The sequence below is a fragment of the Pseudomonas sp. YA1 genome, assembly GCF_058680555.1.
Map to the genome: position 1 here is coordinate 92,380 of NZ_JBZWBG010000002.1, position 21,776 is coordinate 114,155.

Consider the following 21,776-nt stretch of genomic DNA (forward strand, 5'->3'; position numbering starts at 1 on the left):
TTACCTCAACAGGAACGTTTCGACACGGTAACTCGGCAAATAATGACCGGTATTGTATCGGAAAGCCTAGCGCGACGCTCGGCTTTACTCTCGCGTTCCGTCGACCCGCTCAGGCCGCTTCCACCTCCACCGGCAGGCCGTTGAGCGCGGCGTTGCCCGACAGCAGGTCGAGATGACGCTCGTCGGTCAGGTCGTTGGCGCTGGCGCCGGCCTGGGCGCGGGCGATCGCCAGTTGCACGCCGGGCCGCGCGTGGCCCCAGCCGTGCGGCAGGCTGACCACCCCGGGCATCATCTCGCTGCTCGCCGCCACCTCCACCTCGACGCTGCCGACCCGCGAGCGCACCCGCACCCGCTGCCCGTCGACCAGGCCGCGACCCTCCAGGTCCCGCGGGTGCATCAGCAACTGGTGACGCGGCTTGCCCTTCACCAGGCGATGGTAGTTGTGCATCCAGGAATTGTTGCTGCGCACGTGGCGTCGTCCGATCAGCAGCAACTGGTCGGACGCAGGCAGTGGCTGTGCGGCGAAGCGTTGCAGGTCGTCGACGAACAGCGGCGGCGCGGCCTGGATGCGCTGGCCGGCGGTCTTCAGGCGCGGCGCCAGGTTCGGCCGCAGCGGCCCGAGGTCGATGCCGTGGGGATGTTGGCGCAGAGTGGCCAGGCTCAGCCTGTGCTCGGAACGGTCGCCGTAGGCGCCAGCGCGCAGGCCGAGGTCGATCATCTGCTGCGGCTCCAGGGTCGGTTTCAGCTCCAGGCCGTTGCGCGCGGCGAAGGCCCGCGCCAGGCCGACGAAGATCTCCCAGTCGTGCAGCGCACCCTCGGGACGCGGCAGCACGGCCTCGTTGAAACGGGTCACGTTACGCACGGCGAAGACGTTGAAGGTGGTGTCGTAGTGATCGTGCTCCAGCGGCGCGGTGGGCGGCAGGATGAGATCGGCGTAGCGGGTCGTCTCGTTGATGTAGAGGTCGATGCTGAGCATGAACTCCAGGCCGTCCAGGGCCTGTTCGAGCCGCCTCCCGTTGGGCGTGGACAGCACCGGGTTGCCGGCTACCGTGACCAGCGCGCGCACCTGCCCCTCGCCTTCGCCGAGGATTTCTTCCGCCAATGCCGCCACCGGCAGTTCGCCGCCATATTCCGGCAGCCCCGAGACGCGGCTGCGCCAACGGTCGAAGTGGCCACCCGAGGTACTCGCCACCAGGTCCAGGGCCGGCGAGGTGCACAGCACGCCACCGACCCGGTCGAGGTTGCCGGTGACCAGGTTGATCAGTTGCACCAGCCACTGGCAGAGCGTGCCGAAGGCCTGGGTGGAAACGCCCATCCGGCCATAGCAGACCGCCCGTTCGGCGGCGGCGAAATCCCGCGCCAGTTGGCGAATGCTTTCGGCCGGCACGCCACAGCGCACGCTCATGGACTCGGCGTCGAAGACCGCGACCGCCTCGCGCACCCGCTCCAGCCCGTCGACCGGCAGCGGCGTGGGGCGACCGAGGTGCTCCTCGAACAGGGTGTTGAGTATCCCGAGCAACAGCGCCGCATCCTGGCCGGGACGAATGAACAGGTGCCGGTCGGCGATAGCCGCGGTCTCGCTGCGCCGGGGATCGACCACCACCAACCGGCCGCCGCGGGCCTTCAGCGCCTTCAGGCGCTTCTCCACGTCCGGCACGGTCATGATGCTGCCGTTGGACGCCAGCGGGTTGCCGCCGAGCACCAGCATGAAGTCGGTGTGGTCGATGTCGGGGATCGGGATCAACAAACCATGGCCGTACATCTGCTGGCTGACCAGGTGATGCGGCAACTGGTCGACGGAAGTCGCGGAGAAGCGGTTGCGCGTTTTCAGCAGGCCGAGGAAGTAGTTGCTATGGGTCATCAGGCCGTAGTTGTGCACGCTCGGATTGCCCTGGTAGACCGCCACCGCATCGTTGCCATGGCGCTCGCGGATCTCGCCGAGGCGGCTGGCCACCAGCGCGAAGGCCTCGTCCCAGCCGATCGGCTGCCACTCGCTGCCGACCCGGCGCAACGGCTGGCGCAGGCGGTCGGGGTCGTCCTGGATGTCCTGCAGGGCCACCGCCTTGGGACAGACATGGCCGCGGCTGAAGCTGTCCTGCGGGTCGCCCTTGATCGAGCGGATCCGCGGCACGCCGCCCTCGTCGCTCTCGGTCTCGATGGCGAGCCCGCAGATGGCCTCGCAGAGATGGCACGCACGGTAGTGGAGGGTCTTGCTCATGGCTCGCCTCTTCATTGTCGTCGCCGGCCGCCGCGGCCCGGCGCGTACGCGAGGACCAGACGACCGGTCTAGTCGTCGAATCGGCACTATGCGGCGCCTTCCGCCGCCGCGCCAGCAGCGTCAGTCGGCTGAATCGCCAGGCATCAGGCTGGCCGATGGGCGCGGTAGAGGGGAGGCGTGCCGTTTGTCCGGCTGTCAACTATCCACCTGGGAATTCCGGCGCGGCGAAAGCCGGTGCTAAACCTTGTCTCTTCGAGTCCGCCCCTGTCCGACAAGACCAATAAAGCGTGGAGACCGCATGACCGACGCCCGCCCCTTCCGCCCTCGCCCCACCTCGTTGTCAGCCGCCCTGCTGCTGGGCGCCTGGATCGCCCAGCCGGCCACGGCCGCCTATGTCGAAACCGGTCGGCCCGGCGATCCGGCCAGTTGGCGCTCCGCCGAATACCAGCAGGACTGGGGCCTGGAACGGATGCGGGCCGACCAGGCCTATGCCGACGGCATCGACGGCCAGGGCGTGAAGATCGGCGAGATGGACTCCGGTTTCGACCCGAGCCATCCGGATACCCCCGCCTCGCGCTACCAGCCGGTGACGGCCAGCGGCACCTATGTCGACGGCACGCCGTTCAGCGTCAGCGGCGCGATGAACGGCAACAACGACTCCCACGGCACCCACGTCGGCGGCACCCTCGGCGCCTCGCGCGACGGCGTCGGCATGCACGGGGTGGCCTACGCGGCACAGGTGTACGTCGCCAACACCAACCAGAACGACAGCTTCCTGTTCGGCCCGACGCCCGACCCGAACTATTTCAAGGCCGCCTACCAGGCGCTGGCCGACGCCGGGGTGCGGGCGATCAACAACAGTTGGGGCAGCCAGCCCAAGGACGTCAGCTACGAGACCCTCGACGGCCTGCACGCCGCCTATGCCCAGCACTACGGGCGCTCCACCTGGCTGGACGCCGCCGCCGGCGTCTCCCGCCAGGGCGTGATCAACGTCTTCAGCGCCGGCAACAGCGGCTACGCCAACGCCAGCGTGCGCTCCGCCCTGCCCTACTTCCAGCCGGACCTGGAAGGCCACTGGCTGGCCGTGTCCGGCCTCGACCAGCAGAACGGCCAGCGCTACAACCGCTGCGGCATCGCCAAGTACTGGTGCATCACCACGCCCGGCCGCCTGATCAACAGCACCATGCCCGGCGGCGGCTACGCCAACAAGTCCGGTACCTCGATGGCCGCGCCCCACGCCACCGGCGCGCTGGCCCTGGTCATGCAGCGCTATCCGTACCTGAACAACGAGCAGGCGCTGCAGGTTCTGCTGACCACCGCCACCCAGCTCGACGGCACGCCGACCGGCGCCCCCACCGATACCGTCGGCTGGGGCGTGCCGGATCTCGGTCGGGCGATGCATGGGCCTGGACAATTGCTCGGCCGCTTCGAGGCCAACCTTCCGGCCGGCCTGCGCGACGAATGGAGCAACCCGATTTCCGATAGCGCCCTGCTCCAGCGCCAAGCCGAGGACGCCGCCGAGCACGCGGCCTGGCAGCGGACGCTGAAGGACAAGGGCTGGGAAAACGGCCTGCCGGCCGGCGCCAGCCAGCAGGAACGCACCGACTATGCCATCGGCATGGCCCGCGACCAGGCCGCCGCCCAGCGCCAGTACCAGGGCAGCCTGGTCAAGGCCGGTGCCGGCAGCCTGGTCCTGAGCGGCGACAGCACCTATCGCGGGCCGACCCTGGTCGATGGCGGGCTGCTCAGCGTCGACGGTTCGCTGCTGTCCGCCGTCGAAGTCAATGCCGGCGGCACCCTCGGCGGCAACGGCAGGATCGGCGGCCTGCTGGCGCGCTCCGGCGGCACGGTGGCCGCGGGCAACTCCATCGGCACCCTGGAGGTCGCCGGGGACCTGCGCTTCGAATCCGGCTCGACCTACGCGGTGGAGCTTTCGGAAAGCGCCAGCGACCGGATCGTCGCCAGCGGCAAGGCGAGCATCGCGGGCGGCAATGTCACCCTGGCCATGGAAAACAGCCCCGACCTGCTCAGCCAGTCCCAGGTCGAGAGCATGCTCGGCCGCCGCTACGACATCCTCGACGCCGCCGGCGGCATCGACGGGCGCTTCGACGCGGTATTGCCGAACTACCTGTTCCTCGGCGGCACCCTGGACTACGCGGCCAACGCCATCCGCCTGGATATCGGACGCAACGGCACCGCCCTCGCCAGCGTCGCGCAGACGCCCAACCAGGCGGCGGTCGCTGGTGCCGTGGAAGCGCTCGGCGCCGGCAACCCGGTCTACGAAAGCCTGCTCCTGTCGGAAAACGCCGCAACCGCCCAACGGGCCTTCCAGCAATTGTCCGGGGAAATCTACCCGGCGCTCGCCGGCCTGTTGCTCAACGACAGCCGCTATCTGCGCGACAGCGTCGGCGAACGCCTGCGCCAGGCCAGCGACGGCGAGGTCGGCGGGGAGGCTCCCGAAGGCTGGTTCAAGGCGCTCGGCTCCTGGGGCAAGAGTGCCGATGGCAGCCACGGCAGCGAAAGCTACCGGCATTCAGTCGGCGGCTTCCTGCTCGGCGTCGACAGCCAGGTCGCCAGCGACACGCGCCTCGGCCTGGTGGCCGGCTACAGCAACAGCTCGCTGAACATGGACAGCAGCCTGCAATCCTCCGCCAGCATCGACAGCTACCACCTCGGCGCCTACCTCGGCCGGCAATTGCAGCAATGGCGCCTGAGCCTCGGCGCGGCGCACGCCTGGCACCGCGCCGAGGTCAAGCGCGACCTGCAATACGGCGCCGTGGCCGGCAAGCAGAAGGCCAAGCTCGACGCACAGAGCAGCCAGTTGTTCGCCGAGGCCGCCTACGCGTTGGGCTGGCGCAGCCTGGAGCTGGAACCCTTCGCCGGGCTGGCCTACGTGCACGTCGCCAGCGATGACTTCCGCGAACGCGGTAGCGCCGCAGCCCTGGAGGGCGGCGACGACAACCTGGACGCCGCCTTCACCACCCTGGGACTGCGCGCGAAACGGCATTTCGAGCTGGATGCCGAACGCCGCCTGGCGCTCTCCGGCACCCTCGGCTGGCGCCACAACCTGAGCGACACCACCCCGCAACGCCACCTGGCGTTCGCCAGCGGCAGCCAGCCATTCAGCGTGGAAAGCGTGGCCCTGTCCCGCGACGCCGCGCTGCTCGGCGTCGACGCCAGCCTCGCGGTGAATCGCGAAGTGAGCGTGCGGCTGGGCTACAACGGCCTGCTGGGCAGCCGCGAGAAGGACCATGGCGTCGGACTGGCCGTCGACTGGCGTTTCTGACTTCGGTTACGAGGGCATGCCGTCCGTTGGATGGGTTCCGGCGGGCGGCAAGGGGAAAAAGCCACTTCATTGCCCTCGGTCACGAAACCGCTGCAAATATGAGAAAAAGACCTAACTAAAGGATTCATGCGAAATGCATAGCGCTATACTGTCCATCCAGCGCTGTACTATCCCTTCCAGCGCTGATCGCGACCCGGTGCCCGCACCACCGTGCCGCACGAGCCCCGGAGATCCGCACCTCCGGGGCTCACCTTTTGCTCCTCTCGCGCCCTCCTTCCCCGGCTGAGCCCCTCCCCCTGCAAATCCGCGACGAATGGCCGCAATCCGGCAATCCGATGAACGAGCGGCCGAACGGCGGGCGCCCAGGCTGCCTGCGCATAGTCGCGGAACGGGTCAGGCCTGGCGGAAGAAGATCATGCCGAACAGCACCGCCAGGGCGCTGAGGAACGACAACCCGGTTTGCCCCAGGACCATCAGGATCGCGGCCGCCGCCGTGCTCAGCGCATGCCAGCCCCAGAGCAGGCACGACAGGTTGAGGACGATGCCGGCCAGGGCCAGGTGACGCTTGCGGCTGCGCCTGAGCAGGCCGGCCAGGCCCAGCACCAGGCCGCAGGTCGATACCGCGAAGACCGCCAGCAAGGCGGCGAACAGGCCGAGCAGATGGTTCTCGTCGCTGAGGTCGATCCGCTCGCCGAGCGCCAGCGCCATCACCACCAGCGCGATGGCGACCCCGGCCAGGGCGAGGAACAGCGACAGGCCGCCCAGCCGCGATTGGCGCAATGGCCGTGCCGGCGGCGCGGCGGCGAGTGTTTCTCCCGTGTGCATGCTCGACCTCCCTGGTCCGAAACCCGCCTCCTCCATGAAGGCATTCGGGCGCGCACAGCATAAAGCGTCGCCCCGCCCAACCGATAGATCGACGAGGCGGGACTTTGGCGGCGGGACAACCGCGAAGACCGGGGAAAAACCCCGTAACCCGCGCCTTCCAAGCCCCTCCTTGTGTTTCCGCGACATTTCCTTATAAGATCGCGCCTTCCCCTATTTTCCCGCACGTTGCGGTCCCGCCGCAGGTCCAGTCCCGTTTTCTCTCGCGAAAGCCGGCCAGTGCCTCGGCCAGCAGTAAAAATAAAAGGTAGTCAGCGATGAGCGTACGGCACTTTCTCTCGTTTATGGATTACAGCCCCGAAGAGCTGATCGGTCTGATCCGCCGCGGCAGCGAGCTGAAGGACCTGCGCAACCGAGACGTGCTCTACGAGCCGCTGAAGAGCCGGGTCCTGGGCATGGTCTTCGAGAAGGCTTCGACCCGTACCCGCCTGTCCTTCGAAGCCGGGATGATCCAGCTCGGCGGCCAGGCGATCTTCCTCTCCCCGCGCGACACCCAGCTCGGCCGCGGCGAGCCGATCGGCGACAGCGCCCGGGTCATGTCGCGGATGCTCGACGGCGTGATGATCCGCACCTTCGCCCACGCCACCCTGACGGAATTCGCCGCGCACTCGAAGGTGCCGGTGATCAACGGCCTGTCCGACGACCTGCACCCCTGCCAGTTGCTCGCCGACATGCAGACCTTCCACGAGCACCGCGGCAGCATCCAGGGCAAGACCGTGGCCTGGATCGGCGACGGCAACAACATGTGCAACAGCTATATAGAAGCGGCGCTGAAGTTCGACTTCCAGTTGCGCGTGGCCTGCCCCGAGGGCTACGAGCCGAAGGCCGAGTTCGTCGCCCTTGCCGGCGACCGCCTGCGCGTCGTCCGCGACCCGCGCGAGGCGGTGGCCGGCGCGCACCTGGTGAGCACCGACGTGTGGGCCTCGATGGGCCAGGAAGACGAAGCCGCCGCGCGCATCGCCCTGTTCCGTCCCTACCAGGTGAACGCCGCGTTGCTCGATGGGGCCACCGACGATGTACTATTCATGCACTGCCTGCCGGCCCACCGCGGCGAGGAAATCAGCGAAGAGTTGCTGGACGACCCGCGCTCGGTAGCCTGGGACCAGGCAGAGAACCGTCTGCACGCGCAGAAGGCCCTCCTCGAATTGCTGATCGAACACGCCCATTACGCCTGAGCCCATGAGCCACGACCTGCTGCTGAACCTGAAAGATCTCGCCTGCGGCTACGCCTCGCAGAAAGTGGTGCAGGACCTCGACCTGCACCTCAATGCCGGAGACATCGGCTGCCTGCTGGGTCCTTCGGGATGCGGCAAGACCACCACCCTGCGCGCCATCGCCGGCTTCGAGCCGGTGCTGGCCGGGCAGATCGAGCTGGGCGGCGAAGTCATCTCGCGTCCCGGCTTCACCCTGGCGCCGGAGAAACGCCGGATCGGCATGGTGTTCCAGGACTACGCGCTGTTCCCCCATCTCAGCGTGGCCGACAATGTTGGCTTCGGCATCCGCAAGCATCCACAACGCGAGCGCCTGGTGCGCGAGCTTCTGGAGCTGGTCAAGCTCGACCACCTCGCCGCGCGCCACCCCCACGAACTCTCCGGCGGCCAGCAACAACGGGTGGCCCTGGCCCGCGCGCTGGCGCCCGAACCGCTGTTGCTGCTGCTCGACGAACCCTTCTCCAACCTCGACGTGGAACTGCGCCGCAGCCTCAGCCAGGAGGTTCGCGAGATCCTCAAGGCACGCGGCACCAGCGCGATCCTGGTGACCCACGACCAGGAAGAAGCCTTCGCCGTCTGCGACCACATCGGCGTGTTCAAGGAAGGTCACCTGGAACAGTGGGACACCCCCTACAACCTCTACCACGAGCCGCTGACGCCCTTCGTCGCCAGCTTCGTCGGCCAGGGCTACTTCATTCGCGGCCAGTTGCTCAGCCCCGATACGGTGCAGACCGAACTCGGCGTGATCCGCGGCAATCGCGCCTACAGCCTGCCTTCCGGCAGCGCGGTAGACGTCCTGCTGCGCCCGGACGACCTGGTGCACGCGCCGCAGGGCGAGCTGAAGGCGCGGATCGTCGGCAAGACCTTCCTCGGCGCAGCCACCCTGTACCGCCTGCAATTACCCACCGGTACCCAGCTGGAATCGATCTTCCCCAGCCATGCCGACCACCAGCCGGGCGATGACGTCGGTATCCGCGTCGCCGCCGACCACCTGGTGGTGTTCGCCGCCCGGGGCAGCGTCGCCGCGCACCTCGCTCCCGTCCAGGCCTGATACCTCGGCGCCGCTCGGTCGGCGGCGCCTTTCCCTATCGACCGCATAGGTGGAGCCGGACGTCTCCAGCCCCTACAATCGCCCGACGATTCGAGGAGCCTGAACGATGCTGATGGTGATTTCCCCCGCCAAGACCCTGGACTACGAGACCCCGCCGGTCACCCACCGCTTCACCCAGCCGCAATACCTGGACCACGCCCAGGAACTGATCCAGCAACTGCGCCAGCTCACCCCGCTGCAGATCAGCGAACTGATGAAGCTTTCCGACAAGCTCGCCGGCCTGAATGCCGCTCGCTACGCCAGCTGGCATCCGGAGTTCACCCCGGAGAACGCCAAGCAGGCGTTGCTCGCCTTCAAGGGCGATGTCTACACCGGCCTCAACGCGGAAGACTTCGGCGAGGACGATTTCGCCTTCGCCCAGGATCACCTGCGCATGCTCTCCGGTCTCTACGGCGTGCTGCGCCCGCTCGACCTCATGCAGCCCTATCGACTGGAAATGGGCACCCGCCTGGCCAACGCCCGTGGCAAGGATCTCTACGCCTTCTGGGGCGAGCGTATCACCCAGTGGCTGAACGAAGCGCTGGCCGCCCAGGGCGACGACGTGCTGCTCAACCTGGCTTCCAACGAGTACTTCGGCGCGGTGAAGCGCAAGGCGCTGCAAGCGCGGGTCATCGACACCGAGTTCAAGGACCTGAAGAACGGCCAGTACAAGATCATCAGCTTCTACGCCAAGAAGGCTCGCGGCATGATGGCTCGCTACGTGATCCGCGAGCGCCTGCGCGACCCGGCCGGGCTGAAGGACTTCAACGCCCACGGCTATTACTTCAGCGCCGAGCAGTCCGGCCCGGATCAGCTGGTATTCCTCAGGGACGCCCCGCAAGACTGACCTCCCCCGGCCCGCCGCCCTGGCGGGCCGCTCCTCTTTCGGCACGCCGACGCCTCCTGGCGCTGGAGCGTTCGTCCCTCCGAGGCTCTGCTGCGCCGTCTTTCTCCCCGGAAAAGCCCTTGTGGCGAATAGGCCTACTCAACCGTTCGTCTGCAAGTCATGCGGAACTGCATCACATTTTTTCACACCCAGCCCACCTGCTTTTTCCCAATTCGAGGCGGAAATGCCATCTCCGGCATAATCCATTGGCCATTACCAGCCTCCCGCCATCACATGCAAATTACGATTGCAAAGTGCATGGGTCGAAGATTAAGGAATCCTTAAGGTTTGCTTAAGGCGGTAAAAGCGGCTTCTGTTTCATTCCGGTGACGCGGAACTTTCAGGCGCCATGCATTCTGCAACTAGTGGCCATTGGCAGGCATTTAACGGAAAGGCCATCAAGTTGGTATCAAGTGATATCAAACGGATATTTCCAAATATTTCGCGAGCGGGACAAACGGCCGGAACTTCCCTCGCAGAGAAAACATCCTATCACCGCGATGCCTATCGATAGTTATGGGCAGAGCAACTTGAAACCGTCTCGAATAATCGGACCCCGCTCCGAGGGACAAACTCAACCTGTTGAAATTAAAGGCCTTTAGAAACTTGAATTCTATGGACCGAACTAAAACGAAGCATCTAAGGTCGGGTTATGCACCGTTATTGAAACCCACCTGAAACATTAAAGGGCATGAACTTATAACTTGCCCTATTAGAGTGCCGAATAACTAAGCACTCTTTTCGAAACTGCCTGAAGGCGGATCAAGGGCTCTGGATCGGGGCTCGTAGTAACGGCTCGCCAGATAGGGAAGTGGCCATACGGCCACCTCATTAACGGCGCGACAAACAATCGAGGTGAATGCGATGCGAATCAGCATCTTTGGTTTGGGCTATGTCGGTGCAGTATGTGCTGGCTGCCTGTCGGCACGCGGTCATGAAGTCATTGGTGTGGATGTCTCCAGCACCAAGATCGACCTGATCAACCAGGGCAAGTCGCCCATCGTCGAACCGGGCCTGGAAGCGTTGTTGCAGCAAGGCCGGCAGACCGGACGGCTGTCGGGCACCACCGACTTCAAGAAGGCCGTGCTGGACTCCGACGTATCGTTCATCTGCGTCGGCACGCCGAGCAAGAAGAACGGCGACCTGGACCTGGGCTACATCGAGACCGTCTGCCGCGAGATCGGCTTCGCCATCCGCGAGAAGTCCGAACGCCACACCGTAGTGGTGCGCAGCACCGTGCTGCCGGGCACCGTCAACAACGTGGTGATCCCGCTGATCGAGGACTGCTCGGGCAAGAAGGCCGGGGTCGACTTCGGCGTCGGCACCAACCCCGAGTTCCTCCGCGAGAGCACCGCGATCAAGGACTACGACTTCCCGCCGATGACCGTGATCGGCGAACTGGACAAGCAGACCGGCGACCTTCTCGAGGAAATCTACCGCGAGCTGGACGCGCCGATCATCCGCAAGACCGTCGAGGTCGCCGAGATGATCAAGTACACCTGCAACGTCTGGCACGCCGCCAAGGTCACCTTCGCCAACGAGATCGGCAACATCGCCAAGGCGGTCGGCGTCGACGGCCGCGAGGTGATGGACGTGATCTGCCAGGACCACAAGCTCAACCTGTCGCGCTACTACATGCGTCCCGGCTTCGCCTTCGGCGGCTCCTGCCTGCCCAAGGATGTACGCGCCCTCACCTATCGCGCCAGCCAGCTGGACGTCGAGCACCCGATGCTCGGTTCGTTGATGCGCAGCAACTCCAACCAGGTGCAGAAGGCCTTCGATCTCATCACCAGCCACGACACCCGCAAGGTCGGCCTGCTCGGCCTGTCGTTCAAGGCCGGCACCGACGATTTGCGCGAAAGCCCGCTGGTGGAGCTGGCCGAGATGCTCATCGGCAAGGGCTACGAGTTGCGCATCTTCGACCGCAACGTCGAATACGCGCGTGTCCACGGGGCCAACAAGGAATACATCGAGTCGAAGATCCCGCACGTCTCCTCGCTGCTGGTCTCCGACCTCGACGAAGTGGTGGCGAGTTCCGATGTGCTGGTGCTGGGCAATGGCGACGAGCTGTTCGTCGACCTGGTGAACAAGACCCCGAGCGGCAAGAAGCTGGTCGACCTGGTGGGCTTCATGCCGCACACCACCACTGCCCAGGCCGAGGGCATCTGCTGGTAGCGGGCCGCCCCCCTGGCCCCGTGAGCCGGTAAAGAACCTCTTTATCGCCCTCGGACCGAAGGCCGTCTCCGCGGCGTGCGCCATAACAACAACAAGCGCACGCCGGCGTCGAGGCCAAGGTCCCCAGCCCGATGGAACTGATGATGGAAACTTACAAACGTGGCCTCGCCGAAGCCACCGGCTGGCTGGTGTTCCTCAGCCTGCTGATGGTGCTCGCGCTGGCAGTGCCGAAGACCGTGTTCGACGCCGACTCCAAGGATTTCATCCTGCTTATCGGCGCCGTCGGCATCTGGCGCTACTCCATGGGCGGCGTGCACTTCCTGCGCGGCATGCTGTTCCTCCACGTGGTCTACCCGTACTACCGCCGGCGCGTGCGCCAGTTGGGCAGCGCGGCCGACCCGTCGCACGTGTTCCTGATGGTCACCAGTTTCCGCATCGACGCCCTGACCACTGCCATGGTCTATCGCTCGGTGATCCGCGAAGCCATCGACAGCGGCTACCCGACCACCGTGGTCTGCTCCATCGTCGAGATGTCCGACGAGGTCCTGGTCCGTTCTCTGTGGGAGAAGATGAACCCGCCGGACCGGGTCAGCCTCAACTTCGTGCGGATTCCCGGCACCGGCAAGCGCGACGGCCTGGCCTATGGCTTCCGCGCGATTTCCCGGCACCTGCCGGACGACGACGCGGTGGTCGCGGTGATCGACGGCGACACCGTGCTCGACCACGGCGTGGTGAAGAAGACCGTGCCCTGGTTCAAGCTCTTCCCCAACGTCGGCGGCCTCACCACCAATGAATTCTGCGAAGTGCAGGGCGGCTACGTGATGAGCGAGTGGCACAAGCTGCGCTTCGCCCAGCGCCACATCAACATGTGCTCGATGGCCCTGTCCAAGCGCGTGCTGACCATGACCGGACGGATGTCGGTGTTCCGCGCCCGGGTGGTGACCAACCCCGAGTTCATCACCGACGTCGAGAACGACCACCTGGAGCACTGGCGCCTGGGTCGCTTCAAGTTCCTCACCGGCGACGACAAGTCCAGCTGGTTCAGCCTGATGCGCCTGGGCTACGACACCTTCTACGTGCCCGACGCGGCGATCAACACGGTCGAGCACCCGCCGGAGAAGAGCTTCATCAAGGCCAGTCGCAAGCTGATGTACCGCTGGTACGGCAACAACCTGCGGCAGAACTCGCGCGCGCTCAAGCTCGGCGCGCGGCGCCTGGGCTGGTTCACCATGCTGGTGCTGTTCGACCAGCGCGTCTCGATGTGGACCAGCCTGCTCGGCCTGGTGGTGGCGATCCTCGCCAGCCTCAAGTACAGCATCGCCTTCCTGCTGGTGTACCTGCTCTGGATCGGCCTCACCCGCCTGGTGCTGACCCTGCTCCTCTCGCTCTCCGGGCACCGCATCGGCCCGGCCTATCCGCTGATCCTCTATTACAACCAGATCGTCGGCGCGCTGGTGAAGATCTACGTGTTCTTCCGCCTCGACCGGCAGTCCTGGACCCGCCAGCCGACCAAGCTGGAGCGCGGCCTGGCCAGCTTCCAGCGCTGGTTCAACGCCTGGTCGTCGCGGGCCATGACCTTCTCTGCCGCCAGCATCTTCGTCGCCGTGCTGCTGACCATCGTATGACCACCGAATCGACTACGGACAACGCCAGGGCCGCGGCCCGCGCGCAAATCGACCCAGATTGGACCGAACAGGACCCGACACCATGAATACAGCCGTCAACGTCAACGTCGTGCACGAATCCGAAGCCCAGCGCCAGTTCGCCCGGGTCAAGCTGCCGGCGCGCATCCGCTACATCGGCGCCAACCGCGAAGGCGTCGACGCACGCCTGCTGGATCTCTCCGCCGGCGGCTTCGCCTTCACCGCGAGCGGCGCACCGATCCAGCCCGGCGACCTGTACAAGGGCAAGCTGCTGTTCCAGGTCGACAGCATCAGCTTTTCCCTCGAAGTGGAGTTCCAGGTGCGCTCGGTGGACCCCGCCAGCCGCCGCGTCGGCTGCGAGTTCCAGAACCTCAAGCCGCGCGAGGTGGCGGCCCTGCGCTACCTGATCACCTCCTACCTGGCCGGCGAGGTGATCGGCGTCGGCGACATGCTCAATACCCTCCAGCGCGAGAACTTCACCAAGGCCCGCAAGCAGGGCGGCGGCAACGGCGGGATGGGCTTCTTCGGCCGGGTCCGGGCGGTGACCCTGAGCACCGCGATCTTCGTCGTCGGAGTCGGCGCCTTCGCCTTCATCCTCAACCAGATGTACAACCTGTACTTCGTCACCCATGCCGATTCCGGCGTGGTCAGCGTCCCCAACCAGCAGATCACCATGCCCCGCGAGGGCACCGTGCAGAGCCTTCTCGGGCCCAACGCGGAAGTCGCCAAAGGCGCGCCGATCGCTACCTTCTCGGCCAACCTGCTGGACATGCTCAAGGGCAACCTGACCGAGGAGCAGCTCAACCCGGGCAACATCGAGAAGCTCTTCGGCCACCAGATGAAAGGGACCCTGACCAGCCCCTGCGACTGCCGCGTGGTCCAGCAACTGGTAGCCGACGGGCAATACGCCAACAAGGGCCAGGTGATCTTCACCCTCGCGCCGCGCGACAGCGTGGCCAGCATCGAGGCGCGCTTCCCCTACCGCAACGCCGCCGAGCTGGCGCCGGGCACCCGGGTGAACTTCCAGGTCGCCGGCGACGGCGTCAACCGCAGCGGCCGCATCGTCAACACCGCGCCGGTGGACGGCGACCTGTCCTCGGAAATCCGCGTGCAGATCCAGCCCGACCAGCCGCTCGACGCCCAGTACGCCGGCCGCCCGGCCGAGGTCAGCATCGGCGGCCTGCCCGGCCGCACCCTGCTGAACAAGGCCGTGACCCTGGCCACCGCTCGCTGACCGGTACCCGACCATGAAGATGCCCATCCTCCCTCCCCTGCCCCTGGCGTCCCGGCACCTGCTGCTGGCCTCGGCCATCGCCCTGGCCGCCGGCTGCGCCGGACTGCCCGACCAGCGCCTGGCCCAGGAGGCCCTGGAGCGCGGCGACCTCGCCACCGCCCAGAGCAACTACCAGGCCCTGGCCGCGATGGGTTACGCCGACGCCCAGGTCGGCCTCGCCGACATGCAGGTCGCCAGCGGCGACAGCGCCCAGCAGGCCAAGGCCGAAAAGCTCTACCGCGAGGCCGCGCAGACCTCGCCGCGGGCCCGCGCGCGCCTTGGCAAGTGGCTGGCGGCCAAGCCCGGCGCCAGCGACGCCGAGCACCGCGAGGCCGAGCGCCTGCTCAGCCAGGCCTTCGAACAGGGCGAGGACAGTGCCCTGGTGCCGCTCATCGTGCTCTACCTGCAGTACCCGCAGTCCTGGCCGGAAATCGACCCGCAGCAGCGCATCGACCAGTGGCGCGCGCGCGGACTGCCGCAGGCCGACCTGGCGCAGATCATCCTCTACCGCACCCAGGGCACCTACGCCCAGCACCTGGGCGAGATCGAGCAGGTCTGCCAGCGCTGGCTGCGGCGCATGGATGTGTGCTGGTACGAACTGGCCACGGTCTACCAGATGCAGGGCAACGCGGAAAAGCAGAAGGTCCTGCTCGAACAGCTGCGCGCCGCCTACAAGGCCGGCCGGGTGCCCGGCGAGCGGGTCGACTCGGTGGCCGGGGTGCTCGCCGACGGCGAACTCGGCCAGCCCGACCCGCAGACCGCCCAGGCGCTGCTGGAAGAGATCGCGCCGAGCTACCCCGCGGCCTGGGTCAGCCTGGCCAAGCTGCTCTACGACTATCCCGACCAGGGCGACCTGGAAAAGATGCTCGGCTACCTGAAGAACGCCCAGGACGCCGCCCAGCCACGCGCCGAACTGCTCCTCGGGCGCCTCTACTACGACGGCAAGTGGGCGCCGCAGGACCCGCGCAAGGCCGAGCGGCACCTGCTCAAGGCCGCCGCCAGCGAACCCCAGGCCAACTACTACCTGGGGCAGATCTACCGCCGCGGCTTCCTCGGCAAGGTCTATCCGCAGAAGGCCGTCGACCACCTGATCCTCGCCGCCCGCGCCGGCCAGGCCAGCGCCGACATGGCCCTGGCCCAGCTCTGGTCGCAGGGCCGCGGCATCCAGCCGAACCGGGTCAACGCCTACGTCTTCGGCCAGCTCGCCGTGCAGCAGCAGGTACCGCAGGCCAGCGACCTGCTCGGGCAGATCGAAGCGCAACTGCCGCCGGCCGAACGCAGCCAGGCGCAGCAATTGCTCAAGCGCGAACAACAGAGCCGCGGCAACAACTGGCAGGCCACCGTCAGCCTGCTGCAGAGCCAGGACTCGCCGATCAACGAAGAAGAGCCAGAAAGCCTATGAACAGCTCCCGTTCCGTCAACCCGCGGCCGTCCTTCGCGCCGCGCGCCCTGTCCCTGGCCATCGCCCTGCTGCTCGGCGCGCCGGCGTTCGCCGCCGGCAGCGGCGAGGCACCGAAGAACTTCGGCCTGGACGTGAAGATCACCGGCGAATCGGAAAACGATCGCGACCTCGGCACCGCTCCCGGCGGCACCCTCAACGACATCGGTATCGACCTGCGGCCCTGGGCCTTCGGCCAGTGGGGCGACTGGAGCGCCTACTTCATGGGCCAGGCGGTGGCCGCCACCGACACCATCGAGACCGACACCCTGCAATCGGACACCGACGACGGCAACAACAGCCGCAACGACGGTCGCGAGCCGGACAAGAGCTACCTCGCCGCACGCGAATTCTGGGTCGACTACGCCGGCCTCACCGCCTACCCCGGCGAGCACCTGCGCTTCGGCCGCCAGCGCCTGCGGGAAGACAGCGGCCAGTGGCAGGACACCAACATCGAGGCGCTGAACTGGAGCTTCGAGACCACCCTGCTCAACGCCCATGCCGGGGTCGCCCAGCGTTTCAGCGAATACCGCACCGACCTCGACGAACTGGCTCCGGAGGACAAGGACCGCACCCATGTGTTCGGCGACATCTCCACCCAGTGGGCGCCGCACCACCGCATCGGCGTGCGCATCCACCACGCCGACGACAGCGGCCACCTGCGCCGCCCCGGCGAGGAAGTCGACAACCTCGACAAGACCTATACCGGCCAGCTCACCTGGCTCGGCATCGAGGCTACCGGCGATGCCTACAACTATCGTTCGAGCATGCCGCTGAACTACTGGGCCAGCGCCACCTGGCTGACCGGCGACCGCGACAACCTGACCACCACCACGGTCGACGACCGGCGCATCGCCACCGGCAAGCAGAGCGGCGACGTCAATGCCTTCGGCGTCGACCTCGGCCTGCGCTGGAACATCGACGAGCAATGGAAGGCCGGCGTCGGCTACGCCCGCGGCAGCGGCGGTGGCAAGGACGGCGAGGAGCAGTTCCAGCAGACCGGGCTGGAGAGCAATCGCTCCAACTTCACCGGCACCCGCTCGCGCGTGCACCGCTTCGGCGAAGCCTTCCGCGGCGAACTGAGCAACCTCCAGGCAGCCACCCTGTTCGGCTCCTGGCAACTGCGCGAGGACTACGACGCGAGCCTGGTCTACCACAAGTTCTGGCGCGTCGACGACGACTCCGACATCGGCACCAGCGGCATCAACGCCGCCCTGCAACCGGGCGAGAAGGACATCGGCCAGGAACTCGACCTGGTGGTGACCAAGTACTTCAAGCAAGGCCTGCTGCCGGCCTCGATGAGCCAGTACGTCGACGAGCCCTCGGCGCTGATCCGCTTCCGCGGCGGCCTGTTCAAGCCGGGCGACGCCTACGGGCCGGGCACCGACTCGACCATGCACCGCGCCTTCGTCGACTTCATCTGGCGCTTCTGAGCCCCGCGAGGAAACCGGACATGCCCGACATTTCCCTTTCGATCCCCCGCCGCCGGCTCCCGCGCCTGCGCCCGCTGGCCGCGGCAGTGCTCGGCGCGGTGCTGCTGCACGGCCAGGCGTGGGCGGCGCAGCCGGTGGAGAAACCGCAGCCGGTCCCGGCGCAGGCCGGCAACGAGCCGGGCCTGACCCAGGGCCTGAAGGAAACCGGCAACTACACGGTGACCACCGCGCCGGCCGAACCGTTGCACCTGGACCCGCCGAAACTGCCCGACCTCTCCGGCTACACCGCCGCCGCGGTGGAAGCCAAGATCGTGCGCAAGCCGGGTGGCCGCGCCAGCGTGCAGCGGATGGTCCAGCAGCAGCCGCTGAAGGAGTTCACCGGTGGCAGCAACCGCCTCGCCGAATGGGTCAAGCGCCAGCGCCAGATGCCCCAGGCGATCTTCATCGAAGGCGGCTACGTGAACCTCGCCCAGCTCGCCGGCAAGCTTCCCGCCAGCGCGCTGGAACAGGTCGAGCCGGGGGTGTTCGTCGCCCGCCTGCCTATCGTGGTCAGCCAGGGCGCGACCCTCGACATCGACAAGCAGGTCAAGGAACTGCGCCTGTCCCAGGAGCGCGGCGCGTTCCTGGTCAACGACGGCATGCTGTTCGTCCGCGACAGCAAGGTCACCGGCTGGAGCGAATCGAAGAAGGAGCCGGCCTGGTTCAGGACGCCCAACGAGTTCCGTCCGTTCCTGATCTCCTGGGGCGGCGCCGAGGTGTACCTGAGCAACAGCACCTTCACCAGCTTCGGCTACAACGCCTCCAAGGCCTACGGCATCTCCATCTCGCAGTACAGCCCGGGCATGGACAAGCAGATGAAGCGCCCGCGTCCCAAGGGCTGGGTGATCGACTCGACCATCGTCGACAGCTGGTACGGCTTCTATTGCTACGAGGCCGACGACCTGGTGGTGAAGGGCAACACCTACCGCGACAACATCGTCTACGGCATCGACCCGCACGACCGTTCGCACCGCCTGATCATCGCCGACAACACCGTCCACGGGACCAGGAAGAAGCACGGCATCATCGTCTCGCGGGAAGTCAACGACAGCTTCATCTTCAACAACCGCAGCTACGAGAACAAGCTTTCCGGGATCGTCCTCGACCGTAACAGCGAGGGCAACCTGGTGGCCTACAACGAGGTCTACCGCAACCATTCCGACGGCATCACCCTCTACGAGAGCGGCGACAACCTGCTCTGGGGCAACCAGGTCCTGGCCAACCGCCGCCACGGCATCCGCGTGCGCAACAGCGTGAACATCCGCCTCTACGAGAACCTCGCGGCGGGCAACCAGTTGATCGGCGTGTACGGCCACATCAAGGACCTCACCAACACCGACCGCAACATCGCCCTCGACCCGTTCGACACCAAGGTCTCGCTGATCGTGGTCGGCGGCAAGCTCGCCGGCAACGGCTCCGGCCCGCTCTCGGTGGATTCGCCGCTGAGCCTCGAACTGTACCGGGTGGCGATGCTCGCCCCGACCAAATCCTCCGGCATCAGCCTGCCCGGCGTTCTCGGCGAGAAGCAGGACCAGATCCTCGACCTGCTGGTGCGCCAGGACAAGGCGGTGCTGATCGACCCCGTGGAAAGCCAGGCCGAACTCCAGGACTGAGGACCCAGACGCATGAAAACCCGCACTTCCCGACTGTTCCGCCTGAGCGCCCTGGCCGCCGGCCTCTGCCTGGCCCAGGCAGCCCTGGCCGCCGACCCCGGCGCGGCGCCGAGCTACCAGGCGCTGCCGGCCGGCAACCTGTGCCCGGCCGCCGCCGACGACTCGCGCTACAACACCAAGTACCTGGGCTTCTTCACCCACCTGGTGCAGGCCCAGGACGACTGGCTGTTCCGCACCACCTACGACCTGCGTACCGACTTCGGCACCAGCGCCGAAGGCTGGCGCGAACTCCGCGCACTGCGCGACGAACTCAAGCGCAAGGGCATCGAGCTGGTGGTGGTCTACCAGCCGACCCGCGGCCTGGTGAACCGCGAGAAGCTCAGCCCGGCGGAAAAGGCCGGCTTCGACTACGAGCTGGCGAAGAAAAACTACCTGGCGACCATCGCCCGCTTCCGCCAGGCCGGCATCTGGACCCCGGACTTCTCGCCGCTGTTCGACGAGAAGGAGGAGCACGCCTACTACTTCAAGGGCGACCACCACTGGACTCCCCATGGCGCCCGGCGCAGCGCGAAGATCGTGGCCGAGACGCTGAAGCAGGTGCCCGGCTTCGAGGCGATCCCCAAGAAGCAGTTCGAAAGCAAGCGCGTCGGTCTGCTGTCCAAGCTCGGCACCTTCCACAAGGCCGCCGCGCAGCTCTGCGGCAACAGCTACGCCACCCAGTACGTCGACCGTTTCGAGACCGAGCCGGTGGGCGCCAGCGACAGCGGCGACCTGTTCGGCGACGGCGGCAACCCGCAGATCGCCCTGGTCGGCACCTCCAACAGCGGCCCGGCCTACAACTTCGCCGGCTTCCTGGAGGAGTTCAGCGGCGCCGACATCCTCAACAACGCAGTGTCCGGCGGCGGCTTCGACAGTTCGCTGCTGGCGTACATGACCAGCGAGGAATTCCACAAAAACCCGCCGAAGATCCTCATCTGGGAATTCGCCACCCACTACGACATGGCGCAGAAGAGCTTCTACCGCCAGGCCATGCCGCTGGTGGACAACGGCTGCTCCGGCCGGAAGACCGTACTCAGCCGCAAGGTCAAGCTGCGCCAGGGCCGCAACGAGGTGCTGCTGAACAGCGCCGCGCTACCGATCCGCAGCGGCAGCTACGTCGCCGACGTGACCTACAGCGACCCTTCGGTACACGAGTTGAAGAACACCATCTGGTACATGAACGGCCGCCGCGAGCAGTTGAAGATCGAGCAGTCGAAAGCCGTCGATACCGGCGGCCGCTACGTCTTCCAGCTGCGCAACGACAGCGACTGGGCCGACCAGCAGTTCCTTTCCCTGGAAATCGAAGCGCCGGAGGACATGCCCCAGGGCCTGGAGGTCCAGGCCAGCATCTGCCAGGCGGCGCCCGCCAAGGCCAGCCAGTCGGTGGCCGGGAGGTAAACGATGAAAACGTCCCACCTGATCCGTATCGCCCTGCCCGGCGCCCTAGCCGCGGCATTGCTCGCCAGCCAGGTCAGCCAGGCCGCCGACCTGGTACCCCCGCCCGGCTACTACGCGGCGGTCGGCGAGCGCAAGGGCAGCGCCGGCAGTTGCCCCGCGGTGCCGCCGCCGTATACCGGCAGCCTGGTCTTCACCAGCAAGTACGAAGGCTCCGATTCGGCGCGGGCGACCCTCAACGTCAAGGCGGAGAAGACCTTCCGCTCGCAGATCAAGGACATCACCGACATGGAGCGCGGCGCCACCAAGCTGGTCACCCAGTACATGCGCAGCGGCCGCGACGGCGACCTGGCCTGCGCACTGAACTGGATGAGCGCCTGGGCCCGCGCCGGCGCCCTGCAGAGCGACGACTTCAACCACACCGGCAAGTCCATGCGCAAATGGGCGCTGGGCAGCCTCTCCGGCGCCTACATGCGCCTGAAGTTCTCCAGCTCGCGGCCGCTCGCGGCCCACGCCGAGCAGAGCCGGGAAATCGAGGACTGGTTCGCCCGGCTCGGCACCCAGGTAGTCCGCGACTGGAGCGGCCTGCCGCTGAAGAAGATCAACAACCATTCCTACTGGGCGGCCTGGTCGGTGATGTCCACCGCGGTGGTGACCAACCGCCGCGACCTCTTCGACTGGGCGGTGAGCGAGTTCAAGGTCGCCGCCAACCAGGTCGACGAGCAGGGCTTCCTGCCCAACGAACTCAAGCGCCGCCAGCGCGCCCTCGCCTACCACAACTATGCGCTGCCGCCGCTGGCGATGATCGCCGCGTTCGCCCAGGTCAACGGCGTCGACCTGCGCCAGGAGAACCACGGCGCCCTGCAGCGCCTGGCCGAGCGGGTGATGAAGGGAGTCGACGACGAGGAAACCTTCGAGGAGAAGACCGGCGAGGACCAGGACATGACCGACCTCAAGGTCGACAACAAGTACGCCTGGCTGGAGCCCTACTGCGCCCTCTACCGCTGCGAGCCGAAGATGCTCGAGGCGAAGAAGGACCGCGAGCCGTTCAACAGTTTCCGCCTCGGCGGCGAAGTGACGCGGGTGTTCAGCCGCGAAGGGGGAAGTTGAGGGCGTGGCGGGAAGCGGGCGCACAGGCCGGGGGCCACGCGCCCC

The 21,776-nt window shown here is 66.8% G+C and carries 14 protein-coding genes; 12 read left to right on the forward strand and 2 right to left on the reverse strand.

What is annotated here, in order from left to right; translation table 11 throughout:
• Positions 1-109: 109 nt before the first annotated feature.
• Positions 110-2,218, reverse strand: a complete 2,109-nt coding sequence (locus AC4OR5_RS02820) for a molybdopterin oxidoreductase family protein (protein ID WP_058161213.1) — start codon at positions 2,216-2,218, stop codon at positions 110-112.
• Positions 2,219-2,516: 298 nt separating this feature from the next.
• On the opposite strand from AC4OR5_RS02820, the gene eprS reads away from it, so the two are divergent.
• Positions 2,517-5,504, forward strand: coding sequence for an autotransporter serine peptidase EprS (eprS, locus tag AC4OR5_RS02825; RefSeq protein ID WP_058161214.1), 2,988 nt, complete (start codon positions 2,517-2,519; stop codon positions 5,502-5,504).
• Positions 5,505-5,897: 393 nt separating this feature from the next.
• Here eprS and AC4OR5_RS02830 read toward each other — a convergent pair whose 3' ends face one another.
• The gene (locus AC4OR5_RS02830) at positions 5,898-6,329 is read right to left on the reverse strand and encodes a hypothetical protein (RefSeq protein WP_003110011.1); all 432 of its coding nucleotides are present in this window, start codon (positions 6,327-6,329) and stop codon (positions 5,898-5,900) included.
• A 314-nt stretch (positions 6,330-6,643) separates the two neighbouring features.
• On the opposite strand from AC4OR5_RS02830, the gene argF reads away from it, so the two are divergent.
• The 11 genes from argF to algL all read left to right on the forward strand — a co-directional run bounded on the left by argF (position 6,644) and on the right by algL (position 21,731).
• Positions 6,644-7,561, forward strand: coding sequence for an ornithine carbamoyltransferase (argF, locus tag AC4OR5_RS02835; RefSeq protein WP_116271278.1), 918 nt, complete (start codon positions 6,644-6,646; stop codon positions 7,559-7,561).
• A gap of 4 nt (positions 7,562-7,565) precedes the next feature.
• Positions 7,566-8,648 carry an ABC transporter ATP-binding protein gene (locus AC4OR5_RS02840; protein WP_003092092.1) on the forward strand — a complete coding sequence of 361 codons (1,083 nt, stop codon included), beginning with the start codon at positions 7,566-7,568 and terminating at the stop codon, positions 8,646-8,648.
• Positions 8,649-8,754: 106 nt separating this feature from the next.
• Positions 8,755-9,534, forward strand: a complete 780-nt coding sequence (yaaA, locus tag AC4OR5_RS02845) for a peroxide stress protein YaaA (RefSeq protein WP_021265141.1) — start codon at positions 8,755-8,757, stop codon at positions 9,532-9,534.
• 903 nt (positions 9,535-10,437) lie between these two features.
• Entirely contained in the window at positions 10,438-11,748 is a 1,311-nt protein-coding gene (gene algD, locus AC4OR5_RS02850) for a GDP-mannose 6-dehydrogenase (RefSeq protein ID WP_003110461.1), read from the forward strand.
• 140 nt (positions 11,749-11,888) lie between these two features.
• Positions 11,889-13,373 (forward strand): mannuronan synthase, encoded by a 1,485-nt coding sequence (gene alg8 / locus AC4OR5_RS02855; protein WP_079992461.1) that lies wholly within the window; start codon positions 11,889-11,891, stop codon positions 13,371-13,373.
• A gap of 82 nt (positions 13,374-13,455) precedes the next feature.
• A complete protein-coding gene (gene alg44 / locus AC4OR5_RS02860) occupies positions 13,456-14,625 on the forward strand; it encodes an alginate biosynthesis protein Alg44 (protein WP_003092101.1) in 1,170 nt (389 codons plus the stop codon).
• A 13-nt stretch (positions 14,626-14,638) separates the two neighbouring features.
• The gene (algK, locus tag AC4OR5_RS02865; RefSeq protein ID WP_003112887.1) at positions 14,639-16,066 is read left to right on the forward strand and encodes an alginate biosynthesis TPR repeat lipoprotein AlgK; all 1,428 of its coding nucleotides are present in this window, start codon (positions 14,639-14,641) and stop codon (positions 16,064-16,066) included.
• On the forward strand, positions 16,063-17,535 hold the full coding sequence (gene algE / locus AC4OR5_RS02870; protein WP_003110464.1) for an outer membrane porin AlgE: 1,473 nt from the start codon (positions 16,063-16,065) through the stop codon (positions 17,533-17,535). Before algK ends, algE begins: the two co-directional genes overlap by 4 nt.
• A 20-nt stretch (positions 17,536-17,555) precedes the next feature.
• Positions 17,556-19,187 carry a mannuronan 5-epimerase AlgG gene (gene algG, locus AC4OR5_RS02875; protein ID WP_023099319.1) on the forward strand — a complete coding sequence of 544 codons (1,632 nt, stop codon included), beginning with the start codon at positions 17,556-17,558 and terminating at the stop codon, positions 19,185-19,187.
• A 12-nt stretch (positions 19,188-19,199) separates the two neighbouring features.
• Complete coding sequence (gene algX / locus AC4OR5_RS02880; RefSeq protein ID WP_017002249.1) at positions 19,200-20,624, forward strand: alginate biosynthesis protein AlgX; 1,425 nt, start codon at positions 19,200-19,202, stop codon at positions 20,622-20,624.
• 3 nt (positions 20,625-20,627) lie between these two features.
• A complete protein-coding gene (gene algL / locus AC4OR5_RS02885) occupies positions 20,628-21,731 on the forward strand; it encodes an alginate biosynthesis protein AlgL (protein WP_003092108.1) in 1,104 nt (367 codons plus the stop codon).
• Positions 21,732-21,776 lie beyond the last annotated feature (45 nt).